Below are 23,957 nucleotides of genomic sequence, written 5' to 3'. Positions count from 1 at the left end.
ACGATTGTCCGGGTCCATCGCATTCGCCGCCGCCGCGGGGTACTCAGCTGTGCTGAGCGGGCTGGCCACGAACTTCTCCGCCCGCGCGAATCTACTTGCGCCCAGCTGGCTGGGTCTGGTCGCGCAGATCGCCGTGCTGGCCGGAGCCGGGTTCGTGATGGCAGCCGTCCTCCGTCGTCCTTCCATGCAGCAGTATCGTCGGCCCGCTCTGATCGGTGCAGCCGTGGTGCTGGCTTGCACCGTGGCCGTTTTCGGTTTCATCAGCTTCGTCGCGATGCACGGGCACCCCCTGCTCGAAGGGTTGCTCCTTGCTGCGACGGGCACGTTCGCTGCCGCATGGTCGGCCGCGTCCGTCGTGGGCGTCATAGCACTGGGGACGCAGCGAGTTCCTAGTGCGGTCTTCATTCCGCTCGGCTTGGTCACCGCGTTCCTGCCGGTAGCTGTCGCGTCCCTGCGCATCGCTGTCCTCAGTCATGGTCTCGCTGCTTGACGGGAAGCGCTGCGTCAAAACAGTGGAGCCAGGAGCGGGGCGACACCCTCCAGATCTTCCACTGTCCGATCTCCGGCTCGTGCCACTGCTGGGTTGGGGTAACCTGACCGTGTCATGCAACATCCGAGCGACCCCCTCACCGCGATAGCCGAACAGATCGAGGCGCGTTTCCCCGAACTGGCCACGGACCCGGACCTGGCGCAGAGCCTCGAGGACAACGTCACCTCGATGATCCACGAGGCCTACGCCCGCTACGCCGCGGGCGACGGTTCCAGCATCGTGAGCGATGCGTTCCTCGACCCCGAGCACCTCGCGACGGGCACCCTGCACGCCGAGCAGTCGCAGCACCCCGCCGGAGCGATGCTCGCAGCGGAGATGCTCTTCGACGCGTACCTGCCGGTCTTCGTCGAGGAAGTCGGTGCCGTCGACGTCCCCGACGTCCTGCGAGCCACCCGCGCGCTCCACGCGGGCATCTGGAACCGGTTCCCCGCCGGCGCCATCGCCTACACCGAAGCGCTCCGGCAGCGGGCGAGCAGCGCGCACCTGGACTCACGGACGCAGATCGCCCGAGACCTCCACGACCGGATCGCCCACGCGATCATCGCCGGGGTGCAGCGGGTCGACCTCGTCCTCTTCACGGATCCGCCGGCGCCGACGAGGGTCGGACACCTCGAGGATGCGGCACGACTCCTCCGCGACGCGCTCGGCGAAGTGCAGGACCTCGCGGTCGCCCTGCACGCCCGGGTCGGTGACGACCTCCTCGACTCCGCGCTGGCACGCCACGCGGCGGACCTCTTCCCCGAGGACGCATCGATCTCGATCAGCTCGCACGGGACACCCGTGGCGATGCCGAGCTGGAAGTCCGAGGAGGCCCTGACGATCCTGCTGGAGGCGCTGACGAACTGGCGGAAGCACGCGCGGGACTCGACCGCGACCGTCCACTTCGAGTGGTCCGACACCGCCGTCACCGTCACCGTCTCGGACGACGGACCGGGCTTCGACGACACCGAGGAGCGCAGGGGCCGGTTGGGGCGCCGGACGATGCAGGAGCGAGCCGGGTTGATCGGCGCCCGGTTCGCGATCACGAGCCGACCGGGCGACGGGACCACCGTCGCGCTCATCGTCCCGATCGGCGGCGTGTGACCGGCTTCGGTGTGGTCCACGTCGCGATCGTCGACGACCACGACCTGTTCCGCGAAGGCCTCGCGGCTATCCTCGGCGCACGGTCCGGGTTGCGGGTCGTGGCGCACGGCGCTCGCCCGGCGGACGTCCTCGCCACGACGGAGGCCGTGGCCATCGACGTACTGCTCCTCGACGTCGAACTCGACGGGCCGCCCGCTCGGACCACGATCGCATCACTGCGCCGGACGCGTCCGGACATCGCGGTCATCGTGCTGACGATGCACCGCGACGCGGTCCTCCGCCGTACGCTCCTCGCGGCGGGTGCGACCGACTTCCTCACCAAGACCACGCCGAGCAGTGAACTCGTCGAGCGGATCATCCGGGCGGCGTCCGACCGTCCGCCCACGTCGTCGACGGCGGAGACGCAGTCCGACACGGGGACGGCCGCCCTGTTGAGCGACCGGGAGCTCGAGGTCCTCCGGCTCGTCACGCGCGCCCGTACCAACGCCGAGATCGCCGCCGAACTCGGCCTCGCCATCGGGACGGTCAAACGACACGTCTACAACGTCTTCCGCAAGCTCGAGGTCAGCTCCCGCGTCGCCGCGATCTCCGCCGCGACACGGCTCGGCCTGCTCGACTGAGCGCCCGCTCGGACGGGCTAGACCGACGCGCCCTCCCCCGCAGCCACGAGCCGCCCCTCCGCGTGCAGCCCCGCCACCACGTCGAGTACCTGGTGCCGGTACCGCGCTTGGGCTGCGCCAGGAGCGACGATCACGCCGTTCGCCCCGGTCGAGGACACGAGGGCGTTGATCTTCGCCGCGACCTCGTCCGCGGTGCCGTACGCCTGACGCTCGGTCCGTGCCTGGATGAACCGCCGCTCGAGGTCGCTGAACTCGTACGCGCGGGCCTCCTCCATGGACACCGGCTCGGGCTTCGCGCCCTGCCGCATCCGGATGAACGAGATCATGCCCGGGGCACTCTGCTCGTCGATCACGGCGGGGTCCTCGTCGGTGACGACCTGCACGCCGATCAGCGCGTTCGGGGTCTGCCGGAAGCGCGACGGCCGGAAGGAGTCACGGTAGAGCGCGAGCGCGGCCTCGGTGTTGTCCGACGCGAAGTGGTGCGCGAAGGCGAACGAGACGCCGAGGGCACCGGCGACCTGCGCGCTGTACCCGGAGGACCCGAGCAGCCAGAACTCCGGCACGTCTCCGTAGCCCGGCACCGCTTGGATCCTGGCGAGGGGGTTCGAGGGGTCCATCCCGGTGAAGAAGCCGATCAGGTCGGCCAGCCGGTCGGGGAAGTCGTCGACGTCGAGCCGGTCGGTGCGGCGCAGCGCCATCGCGGTCGCGCCGTCGGTGCCCGGGGCACGCCCGAGGCCGAGGTCGACCCGGTCGCCGTAGAGCGCGCGGAGCGTGCCGAACTGCTCGGCGATGACGAGCGGCGCGTGGTTCGGCAGCATGACACCGCCGGAACCGATCCGGATGGTGGACGTCGCGGCACCCACGGCGCTGAGCAGCACCGCCGGTGCGGAGGAGGTGATCCCCGGCATGCCGTGGTGCTCGGCGACCCAGAAGCGCTCGTAGCCGAGCTTCTCGGCGTGCACCGCCATGTCGATGGAGCCCTGCAGGGCTTCGGTGTTGGACTGGCCGTACTCGCGGGTCGCCAGGTCGAGGACGGACAGGTGCACGGATGCGTCGCTCATGCAGTCGCCAACGCCACCCGGCCGACGTGCATTCCGCACCGTGTGCGGGCCTGGAGGCGCGGGTCGGCGCCGACCCGCGCCTCCAGTCCGGCAGACGGTCGCGTCTGCACGAGGTGGGCCGGCGGACCCGTCAGTCGCCGTCGAGGCGTCCGCCGGACTCCGTGAGGTAGCAGTTGGCGCAGAGCGACTCGTAGGTGACGTCCACGCCGTCGATCGCGACCTGCGATCCGTCGAAGACGAACCGTCCGTCGACCTTGCGGGCGTTGAAGACCGCCTTGCGGCCGCAACGGCAGATCGTCTTGAGTTCCTCGAGCGAGTGCGCGACCTCGAGCAGCCGGGCGCTGCCGGGGAACGCCTCGGTGCGGAAGTCCGTCCGGATGCCGTACGCGATGACCGGCACCTCGTCGAGGACGGCGATGCGCAGCAGGTCGTCGACCTGGCGGGGCGTGAGGAACTGCGCCTCGTCGACGAGCACGCAGCTGACCGGCCGGACCATCCCGTCGAGCCGGTTCGACTCGGGGTCGGTGGCACCGGCCTCGGTGACGGCCGCGCGGACGTCGGCGTCGGGCGTGAACACGATGTCGACGGTGCGGGTCACCCCGAGGCGCGAGACGATCTCACGGTCGCCCTTGGTGTCGACCGACGGCTTCGCGAGGAGCACCCGGTGACCGCGTTCCTCGTAGTTGTAGGCCGCCTGCAGGAGCCCGGTGCTCTTGCCGCTGTTCATGGCGCCGTAGCGGAAGTAGAGCTTCGCCACTACGCGAGGAACCCGTCCTCGGCCGCACGACGGATGAGGTCGGACTTCTTGGACGCGGGCCGGCCGACCTTGCTGTACTTCTCGCGGACGCGGCGCAGGTAGGTCTTCGCGGTCTCGTACTGCACGTTCATCTGCGCGGCGACCTCGTTCGTCGAGTAGCCCGACACGTACAGGCGCAGCGCTTCCTCTTCGCCGTGGCTGAGCTTCGGCCGCTGGTGCGCGTTCGCCCCGGTCGGCAGCGGCCGCCAGTCGCGCTGCGGCGGGGTGTCCCGCGCGACGCCCATGATCTCGCGCGCGACGTCCATGACCTCGCGCATGGGCAGCGACTTCGACAGGAAGGCGGCGGCGCCGGCGGCGAGTGCACGGTCGCGGGACTCTCGGCTGTCGACACTCGACAGGACGATGACCTTGGCCCCGGCGGCACGGCAGGTGCGCACGCGGGCCTCGATCGAGACCGGTTCCTTGAGCTGGAAGTCGAGGAACACCAGGTCGGTCGGGAAGTTCTCGCTGTGCACCATCTCGAGCCACGTGTGGGCCGTCAGCGCGAGGTCGAAGTCGAACGCGTTCACCGCGATCCAGCTCGACAGGCTGTCCAACAGCACCTCGTGGTCGTCGAGGATCGCCAGCCGCACGCGTCGTGTCCCCGGGTTCGGGACGGCGGGCGCACCATCCGTGATCCGGCTCGGGTCAGTGCTGGTCATACGAGAACCTTAGTGCGAGGGCGGAGGGTCGGACCGCGACGTCCAGATCGGGGAACGTCACGCGGAGGACCGCGAAGTACGGGTCGAAGGTGCGGTGGATGCCGACGTCGGAATCGGCGACGGCGAGGTCGATCGCGACCGTCACGCCGCGGCCGGTCGCGGGCGGCTGCGCGGTGCCGGTGGTCCGCTCGTCGCCGCCTGCGCCTCCGTCCGCGTCGCCGGTCGCCCCGTCGTCCGTCCCCGTCCGTCGGATCGTGGCGCGGAACCCGGCGGGGTCGACCGTGGAGGCACGCAGTGCGGCCCGCAGGAACGTCCGGACGACGGTGCGCTGGTCGGCGTCGAGGGTGGCGATGAGCCCGTCGGGGTCGTCGACGACGGCGTCGGTGCCGCCGTCGGTGCGGACGGCCTGCTCGAACCAGGTCCGGTCGGCGTCGGCCACCATCGAGCGCCGGATGCCGTCGGCGATCGACCGGGCCCGGGCGCGGTCGGCGTCGGTGATGACCTCGCGCGTGCGGAGCTCGGCGAAGAAGGGTGCGACGTCGCGGGCGAGGATCGTCGAGCGGTCCTGCTGCACGCTGGCGTCGATGCCGTCGCGCTCCGCACGCTCGACCGAGTAGGACCCGGCCCGGATCTGCACGCGCTCGGCGAGCCCGGCAAACGTCCACGCGAACACCGCCGAGGCCGCGGTGAGCACGAGCGTCGGCGCTGCCGCCAGGAACGCCGCGACCCCGATCGGGACGTGGTGCGGGAACGCCCACGCCACGATGCCCCACGAGACCCCGGTGACGACCGCGAGCAGCAGGCCGCCCAGTGCCAGGTCCGTCCAGGGTCGGTACGGCGCCGTCATCACGATGCCGGTCGCGGCGAGCAGGGACATGAAGTCGTTCAGTGCGCTGCGGTCCGGGCCCCACTGGGCGGCGACGCTCGTGATCGTCGCCGCGGCGAGGAGCAGCACGTGCACCACGAACGCCCAGCGCGGGAACGGCGCGCGGAACGGACTCGACGCGACGAACACGACCGCTCCGGACGCCGCGACGAGCAGCACGGTGAGGGCGCTCAGGGTGGGGCTGCCGACGACGTCCCGGTCGAAGACGGACACGAACAGCGCCCACAGCACGCCGCAGGCGCCGAGCACGATCGCCAGCGGGCGGGACCCCATCGCGCCGAGCGGGTCGTACTGCTGCGCGGTGCGGCCGGCGTCGCGGGCGGGACCGGAGCGCGTCACCGACCGACCTCGGACCCGGCGTTCGGCACCGGGGTCGTCCCGGTGACCGCACCGTACGGCACGGACATCATGACGCTCGTCCCCGAGCCCGGCGACGACCACACCTGCACGTCGCCGCCGACCCGGCCGATCCGCTCCCGCACGGATCCGCGCAGGCCCATCCGGTCGGGGCTCGTCGTGGACTCGTCGAAACCGCGCCCGTCGTCGACCACCATGACCGTGCACGCCACCCCGTCGTCGAACACGCTCACCTCGGCCGCGTCGGTACCCGCGTGCTTCCGGACGTTCGCCAGGCACTGGCCGACGGCACGGAGGATCGCCGTCATCGCCGCCTGGTCCAACCGGACGAGGGCCGCGGGGTCACCGGTGACGGTCACCGTGAGTCCGAGCGCACGGTGGTCGTCGACCATCTGCTCGAACGCGCGCACCGCGGCACCGGGTTCGGCTCGCGCCGGGCGGGCCCCGGGTGCGAGCCACTCCTTGCCCGTGAGCATCGCGACGTCCGTCTCGACCGTGCGGGCGAGCTGCGGGTCCATCGGGCCGTCGGGCGCGAGGGCGATCGCGCCGAGGTGGTTGAGGACCGTGTCGTGCAGGATGGCCGCCGCCTCGGCCTCGACCCCGGCGCGGTACGCGGAGACGTGCTCCTCACGCGCGGAACGGAGCAGCTCGGGCTGCACACGCTCGGAGCGGGCGGTGTTGCGGCTCGTGATGAGCACGAGGGCGATGACGAACGCGAGCGTCACCCACGCGAGTGCGAGAGGGTGCGAAGGGCCGCCTTCCTGCGCGATCGCGATCGACGTCGCGACCCGACCGACCAGGAACCCGGCGATCGACCACAGCGCCACCCGGCCGGCGACCGCGCCGGCACCGCCCACCAGCACGAGCGGGATGATCGACAGGGAGAGCAGGTACGAGGCGACCCACCCGGCGGGGACCTCGCGTTGCACGACCACGGCGAACCACCACGCGCACACCCCGCCGACGACGAGGAACGCGACGGCCGACCGCCACGTGCCGAACTGCACGTGGACGGCGATCATGCCGAGCATCGGGACCAGCGCCAGCACGGCACCGATCACCCGGACGTCCGGTTCGGCCAGGCGGTAGAGCACCAGGGCGATCGCGGCGGCCGCGAGCGAGCCGATCGCCGCTGCGTGGAAGGCCCGCACGGTCGACCACGCGTTCACTCGCGGAGCGAGGTGCGTGGGGATGCCGAGCACGGGTGGGGGTCCTTCCGGACGTGGGGGAACGCCGCCCACGATCCAACCACGGTTGGTGCGACCGTGTACCCCGATTGTCGGAGTGATCGGCGACCCGCTCGATGATACCGGCACACGGGTGTTCCCGGTGTCCCCCGAACGCGGACCGACGCCCTCGTGCCCGAGGCCCGTCAGAAGAGCGTCGGCACGACCGGTGCAGCGCGTGGGACCAGGCGCTGGTCGAACCCCGGATCGGCGCGCTTGAGCGGCGAGGACGTCGGACGGGACTGCTCCTCGAACGGCGACGGTCCGGAGATCGCTCCCGCCGGCGTCGCGGGCGCTGCCCCCGGGTCGCTCAGCCGGTTCGAGAACCCCATCGAGCCGGTCGCCGGATCGACGTGGCCGAGCCCCATGCCGTGCGCGCGCAGGATCGGACGGACCCGCTCCGACAACCAGCGCCGGTAGTCCTTCGGCGCGTAGGTGTTGTCGAGGTACATCGACCGGTACCGCTCGACGAGGTCCGGCCGCGTGCGCTGGAGCCACGCGAACCACCAGGGCTTCACGCCGGGACGCAGGTGGAGTGCGGAGTACATGACGCTCGACGCCCCGGCGGCCGCGGCTCGCCCGACGGCGTCGTCGAGGTGGGCCCGGGTGTCGGTGATGTACGGCAGGACGGGCATGAGGAACACGGAGCACGTCAGGCCCGCGTCACGGATGGCCCGGACCGTCGCCAGGCGCGCCGCCGTCGTCGGGGTGCCCGGCTCGACCTGCTGCTGCAGTTCGTCGTCGTAGACCGCGATCGACATCGCCAGGTCGACCGGCACCGACCGCGCGGCCTCGACCAGCAACGGGATGTCGCGGCGCAGCAGGGTGCCCTTCGTCAGGATGCTGAACGGCGTGCCCGAGTCGGCCAAGGCACGGATCACGCCGGGCATCAGCCGGTACTTGCCCTCGGCCCGCTGGTACGGGTCGGTGTTCGTGCCGAGCGCGACCGGGTGGCGGTCCCAGCTCGGCTTCGTGAGCTCGCGGTGCAGGACGTCGGCCACGTTGGTCTTCACGACGATCTGCTGGTCGAAGTCCGCTCCCCCGTCGAACTCGAGGTAGGTGTGCGTCGGGCGGGCGAAGCAGTACACGCACGCGTGGCTGCAGCCCCGGTACGGGTTGATCGTCCACCCGTACGTCCCACTGCCGTCCGCGCTCGGGACACGGTTCAGCGCGCTCTTGGCCAGGACCTCGTGGAAGGTGACACCCGCGAACTCCGGCGTCGTCACGCTCCGGACGAACCCGCTGTTCGACTCGAGCCCGGGGAGCGCATCGCTCCGCGAGGCATCGATCGCCTGCCCACTCCACCGCATGCAGTCATTCGAACACACGTTCGAACGACATGCAAGCAGGGCCGGCTCAGTGGTGGAGTCCGAGCACCTTCGCCGTGCGCTCGAGCGTCGCGTCGGCGAGCTCGGCGTCGGACCCGAGGTCCTGCCCGTAGGTGGGCACCATCACGCGGACCGCGGCTTCCCAGCGGTCCCAACGGTCCGGGAAGCACTTCCGGAGCAGGCCGAGCATGATCGGCACCGCGGTGGACGCCCCCGGGCTCGCACCGAGCAGGCCGGCGATCGAGCCGTCGGCCGAGGTGATGACCTCGGTGCCGAACTGCAGGACGCCGCCCTTGTCCTTGTCGGGCTTGATGACCTGCACGCGCTGTCCGGCGGTGATCCGGTGCCAGTTGCCCGGCTCGGCGCTCGGCATGAAGTCGCGCAGGGCGTCGAACTTCGTCTGCTTCGAGGCGAGGAGCTGCCCGATCAGGTAGCGCACCAGGTCGAAGTTGGAGAACGCGACGCTCAGCATCGGCCGGAGGTTGTGCGGCCGGATCGACTTCACGAGGTCGAACAGCGAGCCCTGCTTGAGGAACTTCGGGCTGAAGCCCGCGTACGGCCCGAACATGAGCGAGGCGTTGCCGTCGACGATCCGGGTGTCGAGGTGCGGGACGGACATCGGCGGTGCACCGACGCTGGCCTTGCCGTAGACCTTCGCCGAGTGCTTCTGCACCACCTCGGGGTCGTCGGTGCGGAGGAACTCGCCGGAGACCGGGAACCCGCCGTACCCGCGGATCTCCGGGATGCCGGACTTCTGCAGCAGGTGGAGGGCCCCGCCCCCGGCGCCGACGAAGACGAACTTCGCCGCGATGCGCTGGGTCGACCGACCGATCTCGTTGCGGACGTCGAGCACCCAGCCCTCGCTGACGGTCGAACGCGTGAGCTTCGTGACCTGGTGCGACGGCTCGAACTCGACACCGTCGATCTCGAGCTGGTCGAAGAGCTGCCGGGTGAGCGACCCGAAGTCCACGTCGGAGCCGGCGGCGGAGTACGTCGCCGCGATCGGCTGGTCCTTCTTCCGGCCCGGGATGAGCGCGGGCGCCCACTTCCGGATCTGCTGCGGGTCGTCGGAGAACTCGAGCCCGGCGAAGAGCGGGTGGTCCTTCATGGCCTCGTACCGCTTGCGCATGTACTCGACGTTGTCGGCGCCCCAGACGAACGAGATGTGCGGCGTGGGGTTGATGAAGTTCGACGGTTCCGGCAGGTCACCGATCTCGACGAGGTGGGCCCAGAACTGGCGCGAGACCTGGAACTGCTCGTTGACGGTCACGGCCTTGCTGATGTCGACACGGCCGTCCGACAGTTCCGGCGTGTAGTTCAGCTCGCAGAGCGCGGAGTGGCCCGTCCCGGCGTTGTTCCACGGGTTCGAGCTCTCCTGCGCGACGGTGCCGAGGCGCTCGTAGACGCGGATCTTCCAGGTGGGTTCGAGCCGGTGGATGATGGCGCCGAGGGTGGCGCTCATGATCCCTCCCCCGACCAGGACGACGTCGATGGGGTCCACCTGCTTCACTGCCACCCGACAATGCTAGCGGCGTCGGCTGACAAGCCGGGCCGGGAACGCCAGGAGGCGCGGTGCCAGCCGGCACCGCGCCTCCTGGCTCGCACAGGGTTACGCAGCGACCGTCCGGCGCGCGACGATCGCCTCGGCGATCTGCACCGCGTTCAGCGCGGCGCCCTTGCGGAGGTTGTCGTTGCTGACGAAGAGCGCGAGGCCGTGTCCCTCGGGTGCGGACTGGTCCGCACGGATGCGGCCGACGAAGGACGGGTCCTGCCCGGCGGCCTGCAGCGGCGTCGGGACGTCGGCGAGCTCGACCCCGGGCGCGTCGGCGAGGATCTCGGTCGCACGCTCGGGCGACAGCGGGCGCTCGAACTCGGCGTTGACCGAGATGGAGTGGCCCGTGAAGACGGGCACGCGGACGCAGGTCCCGGCGACGAGCAGGTCGGGGAGCTCGAGGATCTTGCGGCTCTCGTTGCGGAGCTTCTTCTCCTCGTCGGTCTCGCCCAGTCCGTCGTCGACGATGCTGCCCGCGAGCGGGATGACGTCGAACGCGATCGGGCGGACGTACTTGACCGGGTCGGGGAACGTCACGGCGGAGCCGTCGTGCGTGAGCGCCGCGGTGTCCTGCTCGAGCGCTGCCCGCGCCTGGCCGAGCAACTCCTCGACGCCGGCGAGCCCGGAACCCGAGACCGCCTGGTAGGTCGTGGCGACGAGGCGACGGAGGCCGGCCTCGGTGTCGAGCACCTTGAGGACCGGCATGATCGCCATCGTCGTGCAGTTCGGGTTCGCGATGATGCCCTTCGGCGCATCGTCGATGGCGTGCGGGTTCACCTCGCTCACGACGAGCGGGACGTCCGGGTCCATGCGCCAGGCGCTGGAGTTGTCGACGACGAGGGCGCCCGCGGCGGCGAACTTCGGCGCAAGTGCCCGCGAGGCGGTGGCGCCGGCCGAGAACAGCGCGATGTCGATGCCCGACGGGTCGGCGGTCTCGGAGTCCTCGACGACGATCTGCTCGCCGCGGAACGGCAGCGTGGTGCCGGCGGACCGGGCGCTCGCGAAGAACCGGACGTGGTCGGCCGGGAACGCGCGCTCCTCGAGCAGGCGGCGCATCACGGCGCCGACCTGGCCGGTGGCGCCGACGACGGCGACGGTGAGGGTGCTCATGCGGTGCTCCTGGCGGGTCAGCGGCCGGTGCCGGCGTAGACGACGGCCTCGGAGTCGGCGTCGAGGCCGAACGCGTTGTGCACCACGCGCATGGCCTCGTTGAGGGTGTCGGCACGGGTGACGACCGAGATGCGGATCTCCGACGTGGAGATCATCTCGATGTTGATCGACGCCTCGTGCAGGGCGCGGAAGAGCGCCGCGGAGACGCCCGCGTTCGTGCGCATGCCGGCGCCGACCAGGGCGAGCTTGCCGATCTGGTCGTCGTACTGGATGCCCTCGTAGCCGATGTCGGCCTTCGCGACCTCGAGCGCGGTCAGGACGCCCTGGCCCTGGTCCTTCGGCAGCGTGAACGAGATGTCGGTCCGCCCGGTGACGGCCTCGGACACGTTCTGCACGATCATGTCGATGTTCGCGCCGGCGCGGGCGACGATCGTGAAGATCTCCGCCGCCTTGCCCGGGGTGTCGGGCACGCCGACGACGGTGATCTTGCCCTCGGAGAGGTCTCCGGCGATGCCGGTGATGATCGGTTCTTCCACGGTTTCCCCCTCTGCAGGGTTGTAGACGATGGTTCCCTCGGCGTTGCTGAAGGAGGAGCGGACGTGCAGGGTGACGCCGTGCCGACGGGCGTACTCGACGGCACGGATGTAGAGGACCTTCGCACCGGACGCTGCGAGTTCGAGCATCTCCTCGCTGGTGATGCGGTCGACCTTCTTGGCCTTCGGCACCACGCGCGGGTCGGCGGTGAAGATGCCGTCCACGTCGGTGTAGATCTCGCAGATGTCGGCGTCGAGCGCCGCGGCGAGGGCGACGGCCGTCGTGTCGGAACCGCCGCGACCGAGCGTGGTGATCTCGCCGGTCGTGCGGTTGAAGCCCTGGAACCCGGCGACGATCGCGACGTGCCCGGCGTCGAGTGCCTCGCGCACGCGCTTCGGGGTGACGTCGACGATGCGGGCCTTGCCGTGCTGGGCGTCGGTGAGCATGCCGGCCTGGCTGCCCGTGTACGACGACGCCTCGACCCCGAGGCTCTTGATCGCCATCGCCAGGAGCGCCATCGAGATGCGCTCCCCCGCGGTGAGGAGCATGTCGAGTTCACGTCCGGCGGGGATCGGCGTCACGGAGTGCGCGAGGTCGACGAGCTCGTCGGTGGTGTCGCCCATCGCCGAGACTGCCACGACGACGTCGTTGCCGGCCTTCTTCGTCTGGACGATCCGCTTCGCCACGCGCTTGATGCTCTCGGCGTCCGCGACGGACGATCCACCGAACTTCTGCACGATCAAGGCCACTGGTTGGTACTCCCGGGGACGACGGTTCCGCGACTGTCACGCGGTCTCATGATGGTAGTCGGTGTTTCGAGGATGTTGCGTCAGAGCCGGTGCAGACGCAAGGATCCTGCGCGCTGCTCGGCTCCGGCAGGTCAGCCGCCGACGACCCGACGGCCCTCGAACGCGCGGCCGAGCGTGACCTCGTCGGCGTACTCGAGGTCGCCGCCGACGGGCAGCCCGGACGCCAGGCGGGTCGTGCGGATGCCCATCGGGACGAGCAGCCGGCTGAGGTACGTCGCCGTGGCCTCGCCCTCGAGGTTGGGGTCGGTGGCGATGATGACCTCGTCCACCGTGCCGTCCGCCAGCCGCGTCATGAGCTGCTGGATGCGCAGGTCGTCCGGGCCGATGCCGTCGATCGGGCTGATCGCGCCGCCGAGCACGTGGTACAGCCCGCGGAACTCGCGCGTCCGTTCGATCGCGGCGACGTCCTTCGCCTCTTCGACGACGCAGATGACCGCCGGCGACCGACGCGGGTCACGGCAGATGCTGCACTGCACGTTCTCGGTGACGTTGCCGCAGATCTCGCAGAAGCGGACCCGCTCCTTGACGTCCGCCAGGAGTTCGGACAGCCGGGTGGGGTCGAACGACTCGGTCTGGAGGATGTGGAACGCGATGCGCTGCGCCGACTTCGGTCCGATGCCGGGGAGGCGGCCGAACTCGTCGATGAGGTCCTGCACGATGCCGTCGTACATCAGGCGCCTTCCTCGTGGAGGGAGGTCTCCTCGATGAACTGGGCGTTCAGGATCTCACGGACGACGGCCTCGCCGTAGCGGCCCGCGACGGGGGTCCGGCGGACTTGCGGTGCGGGTGCGGCGGGGCGCTGCGCCGGTGCCGGGCGCTGCTGGCTCGGCGCGGGGGCGGCGGGCTGCTGCGGTGCGGCGGACTGCTGCGCGTCGGGGTAGGGGTCGCCGTCGCCGTACGGGTCGTCGTCGAGCGGGTAGTCGTCGTCGGGGACGTCCGGGCTGCCGCCCGGTGCGGCGGACGGACCGCCGGACGGTGCGGTGGCCGGACCGGTGGACGCCGCGGCGCCCGGGCCACGGTCGGCGTCGGTGTCCGGACTGCCGGGAGGCGCGGCCTGCGTCGACGGGGTCGCCTGCGGTGCGGGGGCGCCCAGCGAGGACGCGGGGCGCAGCTGTGCCGCGAGGGCCGCGTCCGCCGTCGGGTCGGACGTGGTCGGGACGGGAGCGACGGGCTCACCGGTGTCGGTGGTGCCGAACGGTGCCGACCACGAGCGCTCGGCCCCGGCGGTGGGATCCGCGGCGGGGATCGTGGCGACGGCCCACTCGGTGACCGGGGCGCCGGTGGGCTCCGGGGCGGGGGTGGGCGCCGCGTCCGGCCGTGCCGATGCCGATGCCGATGCCGATGCCGGTGCCGGTGCCGGTGCCGGCGACGGTGCTGGTGCCGCGTGCTCCGACGCTGCCGTCTCGCGCGCGGCGGGCTCCGGCGCCGAGGACGCTCCGGTGGCGGATGCGCCCCCACCGGACCCCTGGGCAGCGGATCGGTCGGCGGACTCCCCCGCCGCCGGCTGCTCGGCGGACCCGTGCGGCTCGGACGTCGTCGGCTCCGGACGCGCGGGAGCGGCCGGAGCTGTCTCGGCGGCCTGGTCGGCACCGGGTCGCGCAGCACCCGCAGCAGCGGCACCGGCAGGCGCGGCACTCGGCACCGGCTGCGCGGCCCCCTGCGGCGGCTGGGCCCCGGGCTGCTGCGGCGGTCGCTGCTGCCCCGGCCCACCGGGACCACGGGCGACGAACTTCACACGCAGCCCGAGCACGTCGACGATCGCGGCCCGCAGGAGCTCGCTGACGCTGGCGTTCGGGTCGGACATCTCCTTGAACGAGGCGACGTCCTGCTGGCTCGGGAACGTGAGGGTGAGGACGTCGTCGCGCAGCGCCGTGACCTGCGCCGTGACGACCACGGACCACGCAGAACGCTTCTGCCGCTGGACGTGCTCGACGATCTGCGGCCAGGAGTCGCGGAGTTGCTGGAACCCGACGGCGCCGATGGGACGCACGGCCGGCTCGTCACCCGCAGTCGTGCCCTGACCCGTGGAGGACGCGTTGGCAGCGCCCGCGGCGGGCGTCGGTGCCGCACCGGGGGCCGGCGTCGACCCGGGTCCGCTCGACGGCGCCTCGGGTGCGCTCGGCACCGCGGCGGCCCACGAGGCAGCGGCATCCCGAGCGGTGGCCCCGGGGTCGGTCGACGTCGGGGCCGGGGTGGCGGCCGGTTCGGCGGCGACCGGAGCTGGAGCCGGCGTCTGGGCCTGGGTCTGGGCGGGAGCCGCGGGGGCCTGGGCCGCCCGAGGAGCGGGTGCGGCCGGCTGCGTGCTCGGCGCGGGGGCGGTGGTCGACCCCGCGGCCGGGAGCGACTCCGGCCCGGCCTGGTGGCCGCCGGCGTCCCCGACACCGATGCGTCGCTCGAGTCGCTCGACCCGGGCGAGGGCACCGCGCTGGGTGTCGTCGGCCTCGGGCACGAGCATCCGCGCGGTCATGAGTTCGAGGTGCAGCCGCGGCGAGGTCGCCCCGGTCATGTCCGTCAGCGCCCGGTTCGCGATGTCCGCAGCACGCGAGAGCCCGGTCGCACCGAAGACACCGGCCTGCCGGGTCATCGTGTCGAGCTCTTCCGGCGAGACGCCCCGGAGGACGGCCGCGGCGCTCTCGTTGGTCGCGGCCACGACGATGAGGTCACGGAGGCGCTCGAGGAGGTCCTCGACGAAGCGACGAGGGTCCTGCCCGGTCTGCACGACCCGGTCGATGGCGGCGAACGCCGATGCCGGATCGGCCACGGCGAGCGCGTCGACCACGTCGTCGAGCAGTGCGGCGTCGGTGTAGCCGAGGAGCGCGACGGCCCGCTCGTACGCGATCGCCCCGTCCTCGCTGCCGGCCATGAGCTGGTCGAGCAGCGACAGGGTGTCACGGACGGAACCGCCGCCGGCGCGGACGACCAGGGGCAGCACGCCGGGCGCGACCGAGACCGACTCCTGCTGGCAGAGCTGCTCGACGTACTCGAGCATCGCGGCCGGTGGGACGAGGCGGAACGGGTAGTGGTGGGTGCGCGACCGGATGGTGCCGATGACCTTCTCGGGCTCGGTCGTCGCGAAGATGAACTTGACGTGCTCCGGCGGTTCCTCGACCAGCTTGAGCAGCGCGTTGAAGCCCTGCGGCGTCACCATGTGCGCCTCGTCGAGGATGAAGATCTTGTAGCGGTCGCGCGCCGGGGCGAACACGGCGCGGTCGCGCAGGTCACGGGCGTCGTCGACACCGTTGTGGCTGGCGGCGTCGATCTCGATCACGTCGAGCGATCCCCCGCCGCCGCGTGCCAGTTCGACGCAGCTCGGGCAGACGCCGCACGGGGTGTCGGTGGGGCCCTCGGCGCAGTTCAGGCAGCGCGCGAGGATGCGCGCGGACGTCGTCTTGCCGCAGCCGCGCGGGCCGCTGAACAGGTAGGCGTGGTTGACCCGGTTCGTGCGCAGGGCCGTCCGGAGGGGATCGGTGACCTGCGACTGTCCGATCAGCTCGGCGAAGTTCTCGGGCCGGTAACGGCGATACAGGGCGGTGACCACGCCCCAAGGGTAGCCGGGACGACCGACACCCGATGGTCGGACCGGACCGCCTGTGGGAAGTGGGCGGCGGGCGCTTGACGAACCGCGCCTCCCGTCCGTGCAGACGACGGGACGGGAGGCGCGGTTCGTGCGTGCGACGGACTCAGACGCGTCCGCGGCGGCGGAGGCCGCGGGCGAGCCGCGACAGACCGATCAGGAGGAAGCCGAGCACCACCAGGCCACCCGCTGCCCCGGCGAGCGGGGCCACGTCGGCACCGGTGAACGCGAGCGCACCGGACCCGGAACCTGTCCCGCTCCCGCTCCCGGACCCGTTGCCGCCGGTCCCGGGCGCACCCGGCGTTCCAGGCGCACCGGGCGCACCGGGCGCACCGGGCGTCCCGGGCGTGCCGGGCGTGCCAGGGCCGCCCGGCACCGCTGCGTCGACCACGACCGCGACCGACTGCACGGCCGACGTCGCACCCGCCACCGTCTGCGTCACGCGGATGGTGTGCTGCCCGACCGCCAGTCGCAGGACGACCGACCAGGTGCCGTCCTCGGCCGCCGTCGTCGTGACGGGCGTGCCGTCGTCGGCGACGACGGTGACGGTCGCTCCCGGCTCGGCGGTCCCGGTGACCCGCCAGTCGACGGTCCCGGCGGCCGAGGCCGTCTGGTGCGCGCCCGGCGTGGGCGAGGTGACCGCGAGCGGCTCCACCGCGTCGACCACGATCGGGACCGGCTGCGAGACCGTCGTCGTGCCGTTCACGGACTGCGACGCCTCGATGGTCCACTCCCCCTCGGGGACGCGGTCGAACGTGACGCTCCAGTCGCCGTCGGCGTCCGCGGTCGTGGTGCGGACCTGCCCGTTCGACAGGCGCACCGTGACGAGCGCTCCCGGTGTGGCGTGCCCGGTCACCGTGAAGCTGCCGGTGTCGCCGGTGCCCGTCGCGGGGATGAGCTGGCCGGGGACCGGGCTCGTGATGGTCACGTCGGTCGGCTGGGCGACCACGACCCGCACGGTGCTCGTCACCGGGTCGGAGGTCACGCCGCCGACGGTCTCGGTGACCGACACGGTGTGGGTGCCCGGCGGGACCCGGGTGACGGTGACGGTCCACGAACCGTCACCACCCGCGGTCGTCGTCGCGGTCCGGCCGTCGATGTCGACGGAGACCGTGGCGCCCGGCTCGGCGGTACCGCTGACCGGGATCGACGTCGTGGCACCGGTGGTCGGGACGACCTGGCCGTCGGTCGGGCTGGTGACCCGGACCGGTGCGGCCGCGGCGACGGAGAACCCGACCTGCGGGGCGTTCGTCGTCGTCCCACCGACCGTCTGCGCGGCGGCGATCGTGTGCGGGCCGGTGCCGACGTCCGGCACGGTGACGGCCCACTCGCCGTCGCCGTCCGCCGTCGTCGTGACCGGGGTCCCGCCGTCGACGCGGACCGAGACGGCCGCGTTCGGGGCGGAGACACCGGAGACCCGGACGTCCGTGGTGCCGCCGAGCACGCGGTAGGCGGTGCCGTTCTCCGGGGAGGTGACGACGATCGCGTCCACCGCGGCGACCTCCACCGTCAGGTCGCGCTCGATCGGCGACGACGTCGTGCCGTTCACGACCTGCGTGACGACGATCGTGTGGTCGCCGGCGTCGAGACCGGTGAGCTCGGTCGACCAGCGACCGTCCGGGCCGACCGGGACCTGGACGGGGACGCCGTCGTCGGTCACGATCCGCACGGTGCCGCCGGGCTGCCCCTGGCCGCTGACCGGGACGCTCGCGGTCGTGGTGCCGGCCGGCACGGTCACGGTGTCGCCGTCCGCCGGCGTGTCGACCGTCAGCGCTGCACCCGCGGCGACCGTGAAGGTCGTCGAGACCGGCGCCGAGGTCGATCCCTCGACCGTCTGGGTGGCACGGACGGTGTGCTCGCCGGTGCCGAGGCCCTCGAGGTCGACGGACCAGGTGCCGGCGGCGGTCGCCGTCACGGTCCGGGGGTCGCCCCCGTCGACCGCCACCCGGACGGTCGCCAGCGGCTCGGCGGCGCCGTTCGCGGTCACGGTCGCGATCGAGTCCTGCTGCGCGACGCGCACGGTCGATCCGTTCGCCGGGGTGGCGATCGTGATCGGGTCCGCGACGAGCACCCGGATGCCGACGGTGACCGGGGCGGAGACGGTGTCACCGATCCGCTGCGTGACGCTGACCGTCGGGGTGCCGGCGGGCACGTCGGGCACCGAGACGCTCCAGTTGCCGTCGGTGTCCGCGGTGGTGGACTCGCTGCGTCCGCCGCCGAGGTCGACCACGACGGTCGCACCGGGCTCCGCCGTCCCGCTGACGTCGACCGTGGTGGTCGCGCCCTCGCCGGCGACGGTGTACTCCTGGCCTGCCGTCGGTTCGGCGATCTCGACCGGGGCTCCGGCCTCGATCTCGAAGGCCGACTCGACCGGGGTGGTGGACGTGGACCCGTCGACCGTCTGCGTGACGCTGACGTCGTGCGTGCCGACGCCGAGGTCCGGCACGTCGACGCTCCACGCGCCGTCGTCACCGGCGGTGACCTCGACGGGGTCGCGGTCGTCGACGGTGACCGTGACGGTGGCGCCCGGCTGGGCGTCACCGGCAATCGTCACCGTGGTGGTGGCGTCGCCGTCCGCGACGGTGATCGGGTCCTCGCCGGGCTGGCGGACGGTCAGGTCGGCCGCGGCGACGACGGACACCGGTCGTGCGACCGCCGCGCTCGTCGTCCCGTTCACGGCCTGGGTGACCTCGGCCGTCCACGAACCGGTGGGCACGTCCTCGACCGTCGTGGCCCAGTCCCCGTCGTCGCCGACCCGTGCCGTCGCGGTCCCGCCGTCACCGAGGTCGACCGTGACGGTCGCCCCGGGCTGGCCGGTGCCGGCGAACCGCACGTCGGTCGTCGCGTCGTCGTCGGCCACCGTCACGGAGGTGGCCCGGGCCGGGGTCGTCACCGTGAGCGGCGCACCGGCGCGGACCGACACCGCCGCGGTGACGGGTGCCGACGTCTGCCCGCCGACGACCTGCGTCGCGCGGACCGTGTAGTCGCCGACCGGGACGTCCGCGAACGTCGTCTCCCAGGCGCCGTCGGCAGCGGCGGTCACCTCGTCGGAGTCGCCGTTCGACAGCGTCACCGTGACCGTGGCCCCGCCCTGGGCCCGTCCCGCGGCCCGCACGTCGGCCGTGCCGGCCGCGTCGGCGACCGTCAGGACGGCGCCGTTCGTCGGAGCGGTCAGGGAGAGCGCGGTCCCGGCACGGACGGTGACGGTCTGTGCGGGACTGGAGGCGCTGGTCCCGCCGACCGTCTGGGTCGCGGTGAGCGTCGGGTCACCGACACCGACCCCGCCGAACGTGACCGTCCAGTCGCCGTCGCCGTCCGCGGTGGTGGTCGCCTCGTCGTCGCCGAGTCGCACCGTGACCGGAGCGTTCGGCTCGGCCGTCCCGGTGACCGTGACGTCACGCGTCGCGTCGGCGTCCGGGACGAGCAGCACGGCGTCGGCGGCCGGGGTCGTCACCGTGACCGCGTCCGCGGCCTCGATCGTGACGGTGCGCGTCGCCGGGTCGGAGACCGCCGGGGACGAGACCGTCCCGGGCAGCGTCTGCGTCACCGACACCGGGTGCTCGCCGACCGCGAGGTCCGGGAAGGTCACCGACCAGGTGCCGTCCGGGGCGACCGTCGTCCGCTGGTCGTCCTCGCCGGTCGTGCCCGCGGTCACCGCGGCGCCGGGCTGGCCGGTGCCGGAGACCGTCACGTCACGTCGGACGTCGTCGCCCGCGACCGTGATCGGCGCCGTGCCGGGGGTGGTGATCGCGAGCTGCGCGGCCGTGACGACCTGGAACGTGGTCGGGATCGCGGTGGTGACCACGCCCTCGACGCTCTGGCTCGCGTTCACCGTGTACGTGCCGGTGGGTGCGAGACCGGTGGCGTCGACGCTCCACACGCCGTCGCCGTCGGCCGTGGTGGTGAACTGCGTGTCCGGGCCGAGTGAGACCGTGATGTCCGCGTCCGGCTCCGAGGTGCCGGAGATCGGGACGGTCGCGGTCGCGTCGCCGTCGACGACGACGAAGCGCGAACCGACGGCCGGCGAGTCGATCGCGACGGCGGTCCCCGGCACGACGGTGAAGTCGCGCGTCACCGTGGGTCCGGTCGTGCCGTTCACGGTCTGCACGGCGGTGACGGTGTGGTCGCCGATGCCGAGCTGCGTCGGGTCGGTCGCCCAGTTGCCGGAGCCGTCGGCGACCACGTCGACCGGGTCGCCGTCGTCGACCGTGACGCGCACGCTCGCACCCGGCTCGGCGGTACCGCGCACGACGACGCCGATCTGGCCGCCCGCTCCCGCGGGGACCTCCTGCGCGTCCGTCGGCGACTCGATCACCAGGTCGTCGGCGACGGCGATCGCGAAGTCCCGCTCGACGGCTGCGGACGTCTGCCCGCCGACCGTCTGCGTGACGCTCGCGGTGTGGTCGCCCGTGCCGACGTCCGGCAGCGTCACCGACCACGCACCGTCGTCACCAGCGGTCGTGGTGACCGGGTCGCCCGTCCCGTCGAGGACGACGCTGATGCCGGCGCTCGGCTGCGCGGTGCCCGAGACGACGACGTCGATCGTCGAGTCGTCGGTCGCGACGTCGGTCGTGCCGTCCTGGGTCGGCGAGGTCACGGCGAGCGCCGCGCCGGCGACGACCGTCACGACCTGGCGGACCGCCGGCGAGGTGGTCCCGCCCACGGTCTGCGTCGCCTGGATCGTGTACCGGCCGACCGGGACGTCCTGGACCGTGGCGGTCCAGTCCCCGTCGCCGTTCGCGGTCGCGGTGGCGGTCAGCCCGCCGCCGAGCGAGATCGCGACGTCGGCCCCGGGCTCGGCGGTGCCGGTCACGTCGAGGTCGGTCGTCGTGTCCGCGTTGAGCACGGTGACGGTGGCACCGGGTGCCGGGGCGGTGATCGCGATCGGGTCACCGGCGGCGACGGTGAAGTCGCTCGTCACGGGGCCGGAGGTCGTCCCGCCCACGGTCTGCCGAGCGGTCGCGGTGCGGTCGCCGACCGGGACGCCCTGGAAGGTCGCCTCCCAGTCGCCGTCGCCGTTCGCGGTCACCGTCGCGGTGAAGGACCCGCCGATGCCGACCGTGACCTGCGCGTTCGGTGCGGCGGTGCCGGACACCGTGACGGGCGTGGTCGAGGTCGGGTCCGCGACGGTGATCGTGCTGCCGTCCTCGGGTGCGTCGATCGTCAGCGCCGGGGCGGCCGTGACCGTGAAGGCACGTGTCACGGGGGCACTCGTCGAGGACCCGACGGTCTGCGTCACCTGGGCGGAGTACGACCCCGCGGGGACACCCGTCACCGTCGTCGACCAGGTACCGCCGGCGTTCGCCGTGGTCGTGGCCGTGCGGCCGCCACCGAGGTCGACGTCGACCCGGGCGCCGGGCTGCGCCGAACCGGAGAACGGCACGTCGCGGGTGGTCCCGGCGAGCGGGAAGTCCTGGCCGGCCGTCGGGCTGTCGACCGTGAGGCCGGCTGCGGCGACGACCCGGAAGGCCCGCGTCACGGGCGCCGAGGTGGTGTCCCCGACGGTCTGCGTCACGCTCGCGGTCGGTTCGCCGATCGGGACGTTCGGCACCGTGATGCTCCACGCGCCGCTCGCGTTCGCCGTGCCGGTCGCGGTGAGGCCGCCGCCGAGGTCGACGTCGATGCGGGCGTTCGCGGTCGCGGTGCCGGTCAGGGTCACCGGCGCGGTGGTGCCGGTGGTCGTGAAGGTCTGCCCCGCGGTCGGCGTCGAGATGGTCAGGGCCTGCTGCGCGACGACCGAGAACTGCTGCGTGGCCGAGCCCGCCGCCGCTCCCCCCACGGTCTGGGTCGCGCTCGCCGTGTAAGAGCCGGTCGGCACGTTCGCCACGGTCGTCGTCCAGGTCCCGTTGGCCGCGACCGTCGCCGTGCCCGTCCGGCCGCCACCGAGGCTCACACCGATCGTGGCACCGGGTTCGCCCGTGCCGCTCACGGTGACGGTTCGGGTGGAGGACGCCGTCGGCACGCTGAACACCTGGTTCGCGGCGGGTGCCGTGATGGTCGGCGCGACGAAGGCCGTGGCCCGCACGGTCGACGTGGCGAGGTCGACGGTGGCGACGTTCGCCCCCGGCAGGATCGACAGCCGCAGGGCGTGCACGCTGCGCGATCCCGGGTCGTACCCTCGGCCGTCGCGGAACCCGGTCGTGGTGTCCTGCGCGTTGACGGTCAGGTCGATGACCTGGCGGAGGAGCATAACGACAGGGGACAGCAGGGTCGCGACGGCAGTGGTCGTGTTCGTCAGGGCGGTGCCGAGCTGTGCCAGGGCGGTCCCACCGATGATCGGTCGGAGCGCGTTCTGCAGCGCGGGGACGACGGTTCCGCTCACGACCGGTGCGAGCACGGTGCCGAGGGGCAGCGGCAGGCCGACGAGGCTCCCCGAGGTGGTGACCGTCGGGTTCGCGGTCGCCGTACCGGCGAGCGCTCCGAGGGTGGTGTCGATCCGGAGACCGATCGCAGCGGAGGGCTGTCCGACGACGGTCGCGTTCGTGGCGATGTCCACGCGCACCGCGGTCGAGTTGATCGTGTTGACCACGGCGGTCTGCAGCGTCGTGGGCAGTTGCGTGCCGAGGATCGTGGTGATGCTCTGGTTGATCGAGTTCACCGCGGCGGTCGTGAGCACCGGGGTGTTCGCGGGCTGACCGTTGAGGGCCGTGAGCTTGTCCAGGTCGACCGTGATCGTGCCGGTCGCGGGGACGATCGTCACGGCGCCGTCGGTGATCGGTTGCTGGAGCACCTGGGTGAGCGTGCCGTCGAGGTTGAGGTCCACGTTCGACGTGATGGTGGTGCCGCTCACGTTCACCGTGCCGAGCAACGCCTGGCGCAGGAGGGTCTGGATCTGGCTGGTCACCGTCGCGGTGGTGCCCTGCAGCGCTCCCCCGGTGCCGAAGACGCCGTTCACCTGACCGGAGACGGTGCGCAGCTGGTCGCGGAGCGACGTCGTCAGGCCCTGCACGGCCGGGCTCGTCAGCGTCAGGTCGGCCCCGGCGATCCGGTAGTCGCTTGTCGTGCCGACCGTCGTGCCGCGCGTCGCGGTGAGGGTCGACGCGAGCGCTCCGACCCGCAGCCGCGCGTCCGACAGCACGGTCGTGTCGGCGCCGACCCGGCTGAAGAGCGGGTCGAGGTCGAGCGTCGACGCCCCGGTGCCGATCCCGGTACCGACGCCGATGCCCCCGTCGTTCGTCAGGAGGCCGGAGGACGCCGTCGCACCGTTCGCCGAGGTCGTCGCGTACTGGCCGGCCACCCCGAGGGTGAGGATGCCGTTCGCCCCGAGCAGGTCGATGTCGTTGCCGAGGTCCACCCCCACGGTGTTCAGGGCCTCGACGTTGAGCGGCTGGTTCGTCGTCCCGCCGCCGGTCGTCGCACCGCGTGCGGAGTAGGCGCCGCCGAGCTGGGCGATGCCGTCGACGTCCACGATGCCCGAGCCGCTGAGCAGGAGCCCCTCGGCCTCGGAGACGTCGGTCTGTGCAGCCGCAGCGGGTTGGATCGCCACGGTGGCGGCGAGGAGCGCCGCCACCGTGGCGATGACGCCGCCGCGCAGGAGGAGACGCCGATCGTCCGATGCTCGTCGTCGAGCTCGGCCGCCAGCACCGAAGATCCGTCGTGTCCAGTCGCCCGCCGTCGTGGGTACACGGGTACCCCGCAGCGACACGTGCCTGCGCATGCGTGTCTCTTTTCCTGGCGAGCGCGCTCGCCACCTGATCCGGAACTCCCCCGCTGGTGAGGCGGTGGAGGGTCAGGAGCCCTGGTTGGGGGTTCCTGAGGGCGATCTTTGCACACGATCAGGTTGCTGTCCGCAACCCGTTACGAAAGAGA

15 protein-coding genes are annotated in these 23,957 nt (G+C 72.5%); 3 read left to right on the top strand and 12 right to left on the bottom strand.

Annotated elements, in window-relative coordinates:
* Positions 1 to 4: 4 nt before the first annotated feature.
* The 3 genes from J2X60_RS02595 (at position 5) to J2X60_RS02585 (ending at position 2,253) form a co-directional block, all read left to right on the top strand.
* On the top strand, positions 5 to 490 hold the full coding sequence (locus tag J2X60_RS02595) for a hypothetical protein (RefSeq protein ID WP_309886403.1): 486 nt from the start codon (positions 5 to 7) through the stop codon (positions 488 to 490).
* A gap of 114 nt (positions 491 to 604) precedes the next feature.
* Entirely contained in the window at positions 605 to 1,633 is a 1,029-nt protein-coding gene (locus J2X60_RS02590) for an ATP-binding protein (RefSeq protein ID WP_309886402.1), read from the top strand.
* The gene (locus J2X60_RS02585) at positions 1,630 to 2,253 is read left to right on the top strand and encodes a response regulator transcription factor (RefSeq protein WP_309886401.1); all 624 of its coding nucleotides are present in this window, start codon (positions 1,630 to 1,632) and stop codon (positions 2,251 to 2,253) included. The genes J2X60_RS02590 and J2X60_RS02585 overlap by 4 nt, the downstream gene beginning before the upstream one ends.
* 17 nt (positions 2,254 to 2,270) lie before the next feature.
* Here the strand turns inward: J2X60_RS02585 and J2X60_RS02580 are convergent, their stop codons facing one another.
* The 12 genes from J2X60_RS02580 to J2X60_RS02525 form a co-directional block, all read right to left on the bottom strand.
* Positions 2,271 to 3,314, bottom strand: a complete 1,044-nt coding sequence (locus J2X60_RS02580) for an LLM class flavin-dependent oxidoreductase (protein ID WP_309886400.1) — start codon at positions 3,312 to 3,314, stop codon at positions 2,271 to 2,273.
* 130 nt (positions 3,315 to 3,444) lie between these two features.
* A complete protein-coding gene (locus J2X60_RS02575; RefSeq protein WP_309886399.1) occupies positions 3,445 to 4,071 on the bottom strand; it encodes a thymidine kinase in 627 nt (208 codons plus the stop codon).
* On the bottom strand, positions 4,071 to 4,772 hold the full coding sequence (locus J2X60_RS02570; RefSeq protein ID WP_229086463.1) for a response regulator transcription factor: 702 nt from the start codon (positions 4,770 to 4,772) through the stop codon (positions 4,071 to 4,073). Before J2X60_RS02570 ends, J2X60_RS02575 begins: the two co-directional genes overlap by 1 nt.
* Positions 4,759 to 5,997, bottom strand: coding sequence for a hypothetical protein (locus J2X60_RS02565; RefSeq protein WP_309886398.1), 1,239 nt, complete (start codon positions 5,995 to 5,997; stop codon positions 4,759 to 4,761). The genes J2X60_RS02570 and J2X60_RS02565 overlap by 14 nt, the downstream gene beginning before the upstream one ends.
* A complete protein-coding gene (locus J2X60_RS02560) occupies positions 5,994 to 7,217 on the bottom strand; it encodes an ATP-binding protein (protein ID WP_309886397.1) in 1,224 nt (407 codons plus the stop codon). The genes J2X60_RS02565 and J2X60_RS02560 overlap by 4 nt, the downstream gene beginning before the upstream one ends.
* A 170-nt stretch (positions 7,218 to 7,387) precedes the next feature.
* The gene (locus J2X60_RS02555) at positions 7,388 to 8,551 is read right to left on the bottom strand and encodes an Rv2578c family radical SAM protein (protein WP_309779993.1); all 1,164 of its coding nucleotides are present in this window, start codon (positions 8,549 to 8,551) and stop codon (positions 7,388 to 7,390) included.
* A gap of 46 nt (positions 8,552 to 8,597) precedes the next feature.
* Positions 8,598 to 10,085, bottom strand: a complete 1,488-nt coding sequence (locus J2X60_RS02550) for a malate:quinone oxidoreductase (protein ID WP_309886396.1) — start codon at positions 10,083 to 10,085, stop codon at positions 8,598 to 8,600.
* A gap of 93 nt (positions 10,086 to 10,178) precedes the next feature.
* Positions 10,179 to 11,231 (bottom strand): aspartate-semialdehyde dehydrogenase, encoded by a 1,053-nt coding sequence (locus J2X60_RS02545; protein WP_309886395.1) that lies wholly within the window; start codon positions 11,229 to 11,231, stop codon positions 10,179 to 10,181.
* Between the two features lie 17 nt (positions 11,232 to 11,248).
* A complete protein-coding gene (locus tag J2X60_RS02540) occupies positions 11,249 to 12,514 on the bottom strand; it encodes an aspartate kinase (protein ID WP_070418403.1) in 1,266 nt (421 codons plus the stop codon).
* 131 nt (positions 12,515 to 12,645) lie between these two features.
* Positions 12,646 to 13,245 carry a recombination mediator RecR gene (gene recR / locus J2X60_RS02535; protein WP_070418402.1) on the bottom strand — a complete coding sequence of 200 codons (600 nt, stop codon included), beginning with the start codon at positions 13,243 to 13,245 and terminating at the stop codon, positions 12,646 to 12,648.
* Positions 13,245 to 16,112, bottom strand: coding sequence for a DNA polymerase III subunit gamma and tau (locus J2X60_RS02530; RefSeq protein WP_309886394.1), 2,868 nt, complete (start codon positions 16,110 to 16,112; stop codon positions 13,245 to 13,247). Before J2X60_RS02530 ends, recR begins: the two co-directional genes overlap by 1 nt.
* Before the next feature lie 142 nt (positions 16,113 to 16,254).
* Entirely contained in the window at positions 16,255 to 23,805 is a 7,551-nt protein-coding gene (locus J2X60_RS02525; protein WP_309886393.1) for a choice-of-anchor G family protein, read from the bottom strand.
* Positions 23,806 to 23,957 lie beyond the last annotated feature (152 nt).

Origin of the sequence: Curtobacterium sp. 320, assembly GCF_031455235.1 — a bacterium.
Classification (GTDB): domain Bacteria; phylum Actinomycetota; class Actinomycetes; order Actinomycetales; family Microbacteriaceae; genus Curtobacterium.
This window is presented reverse-complemented; position numbering and strand designations above follow the sequence as displayed.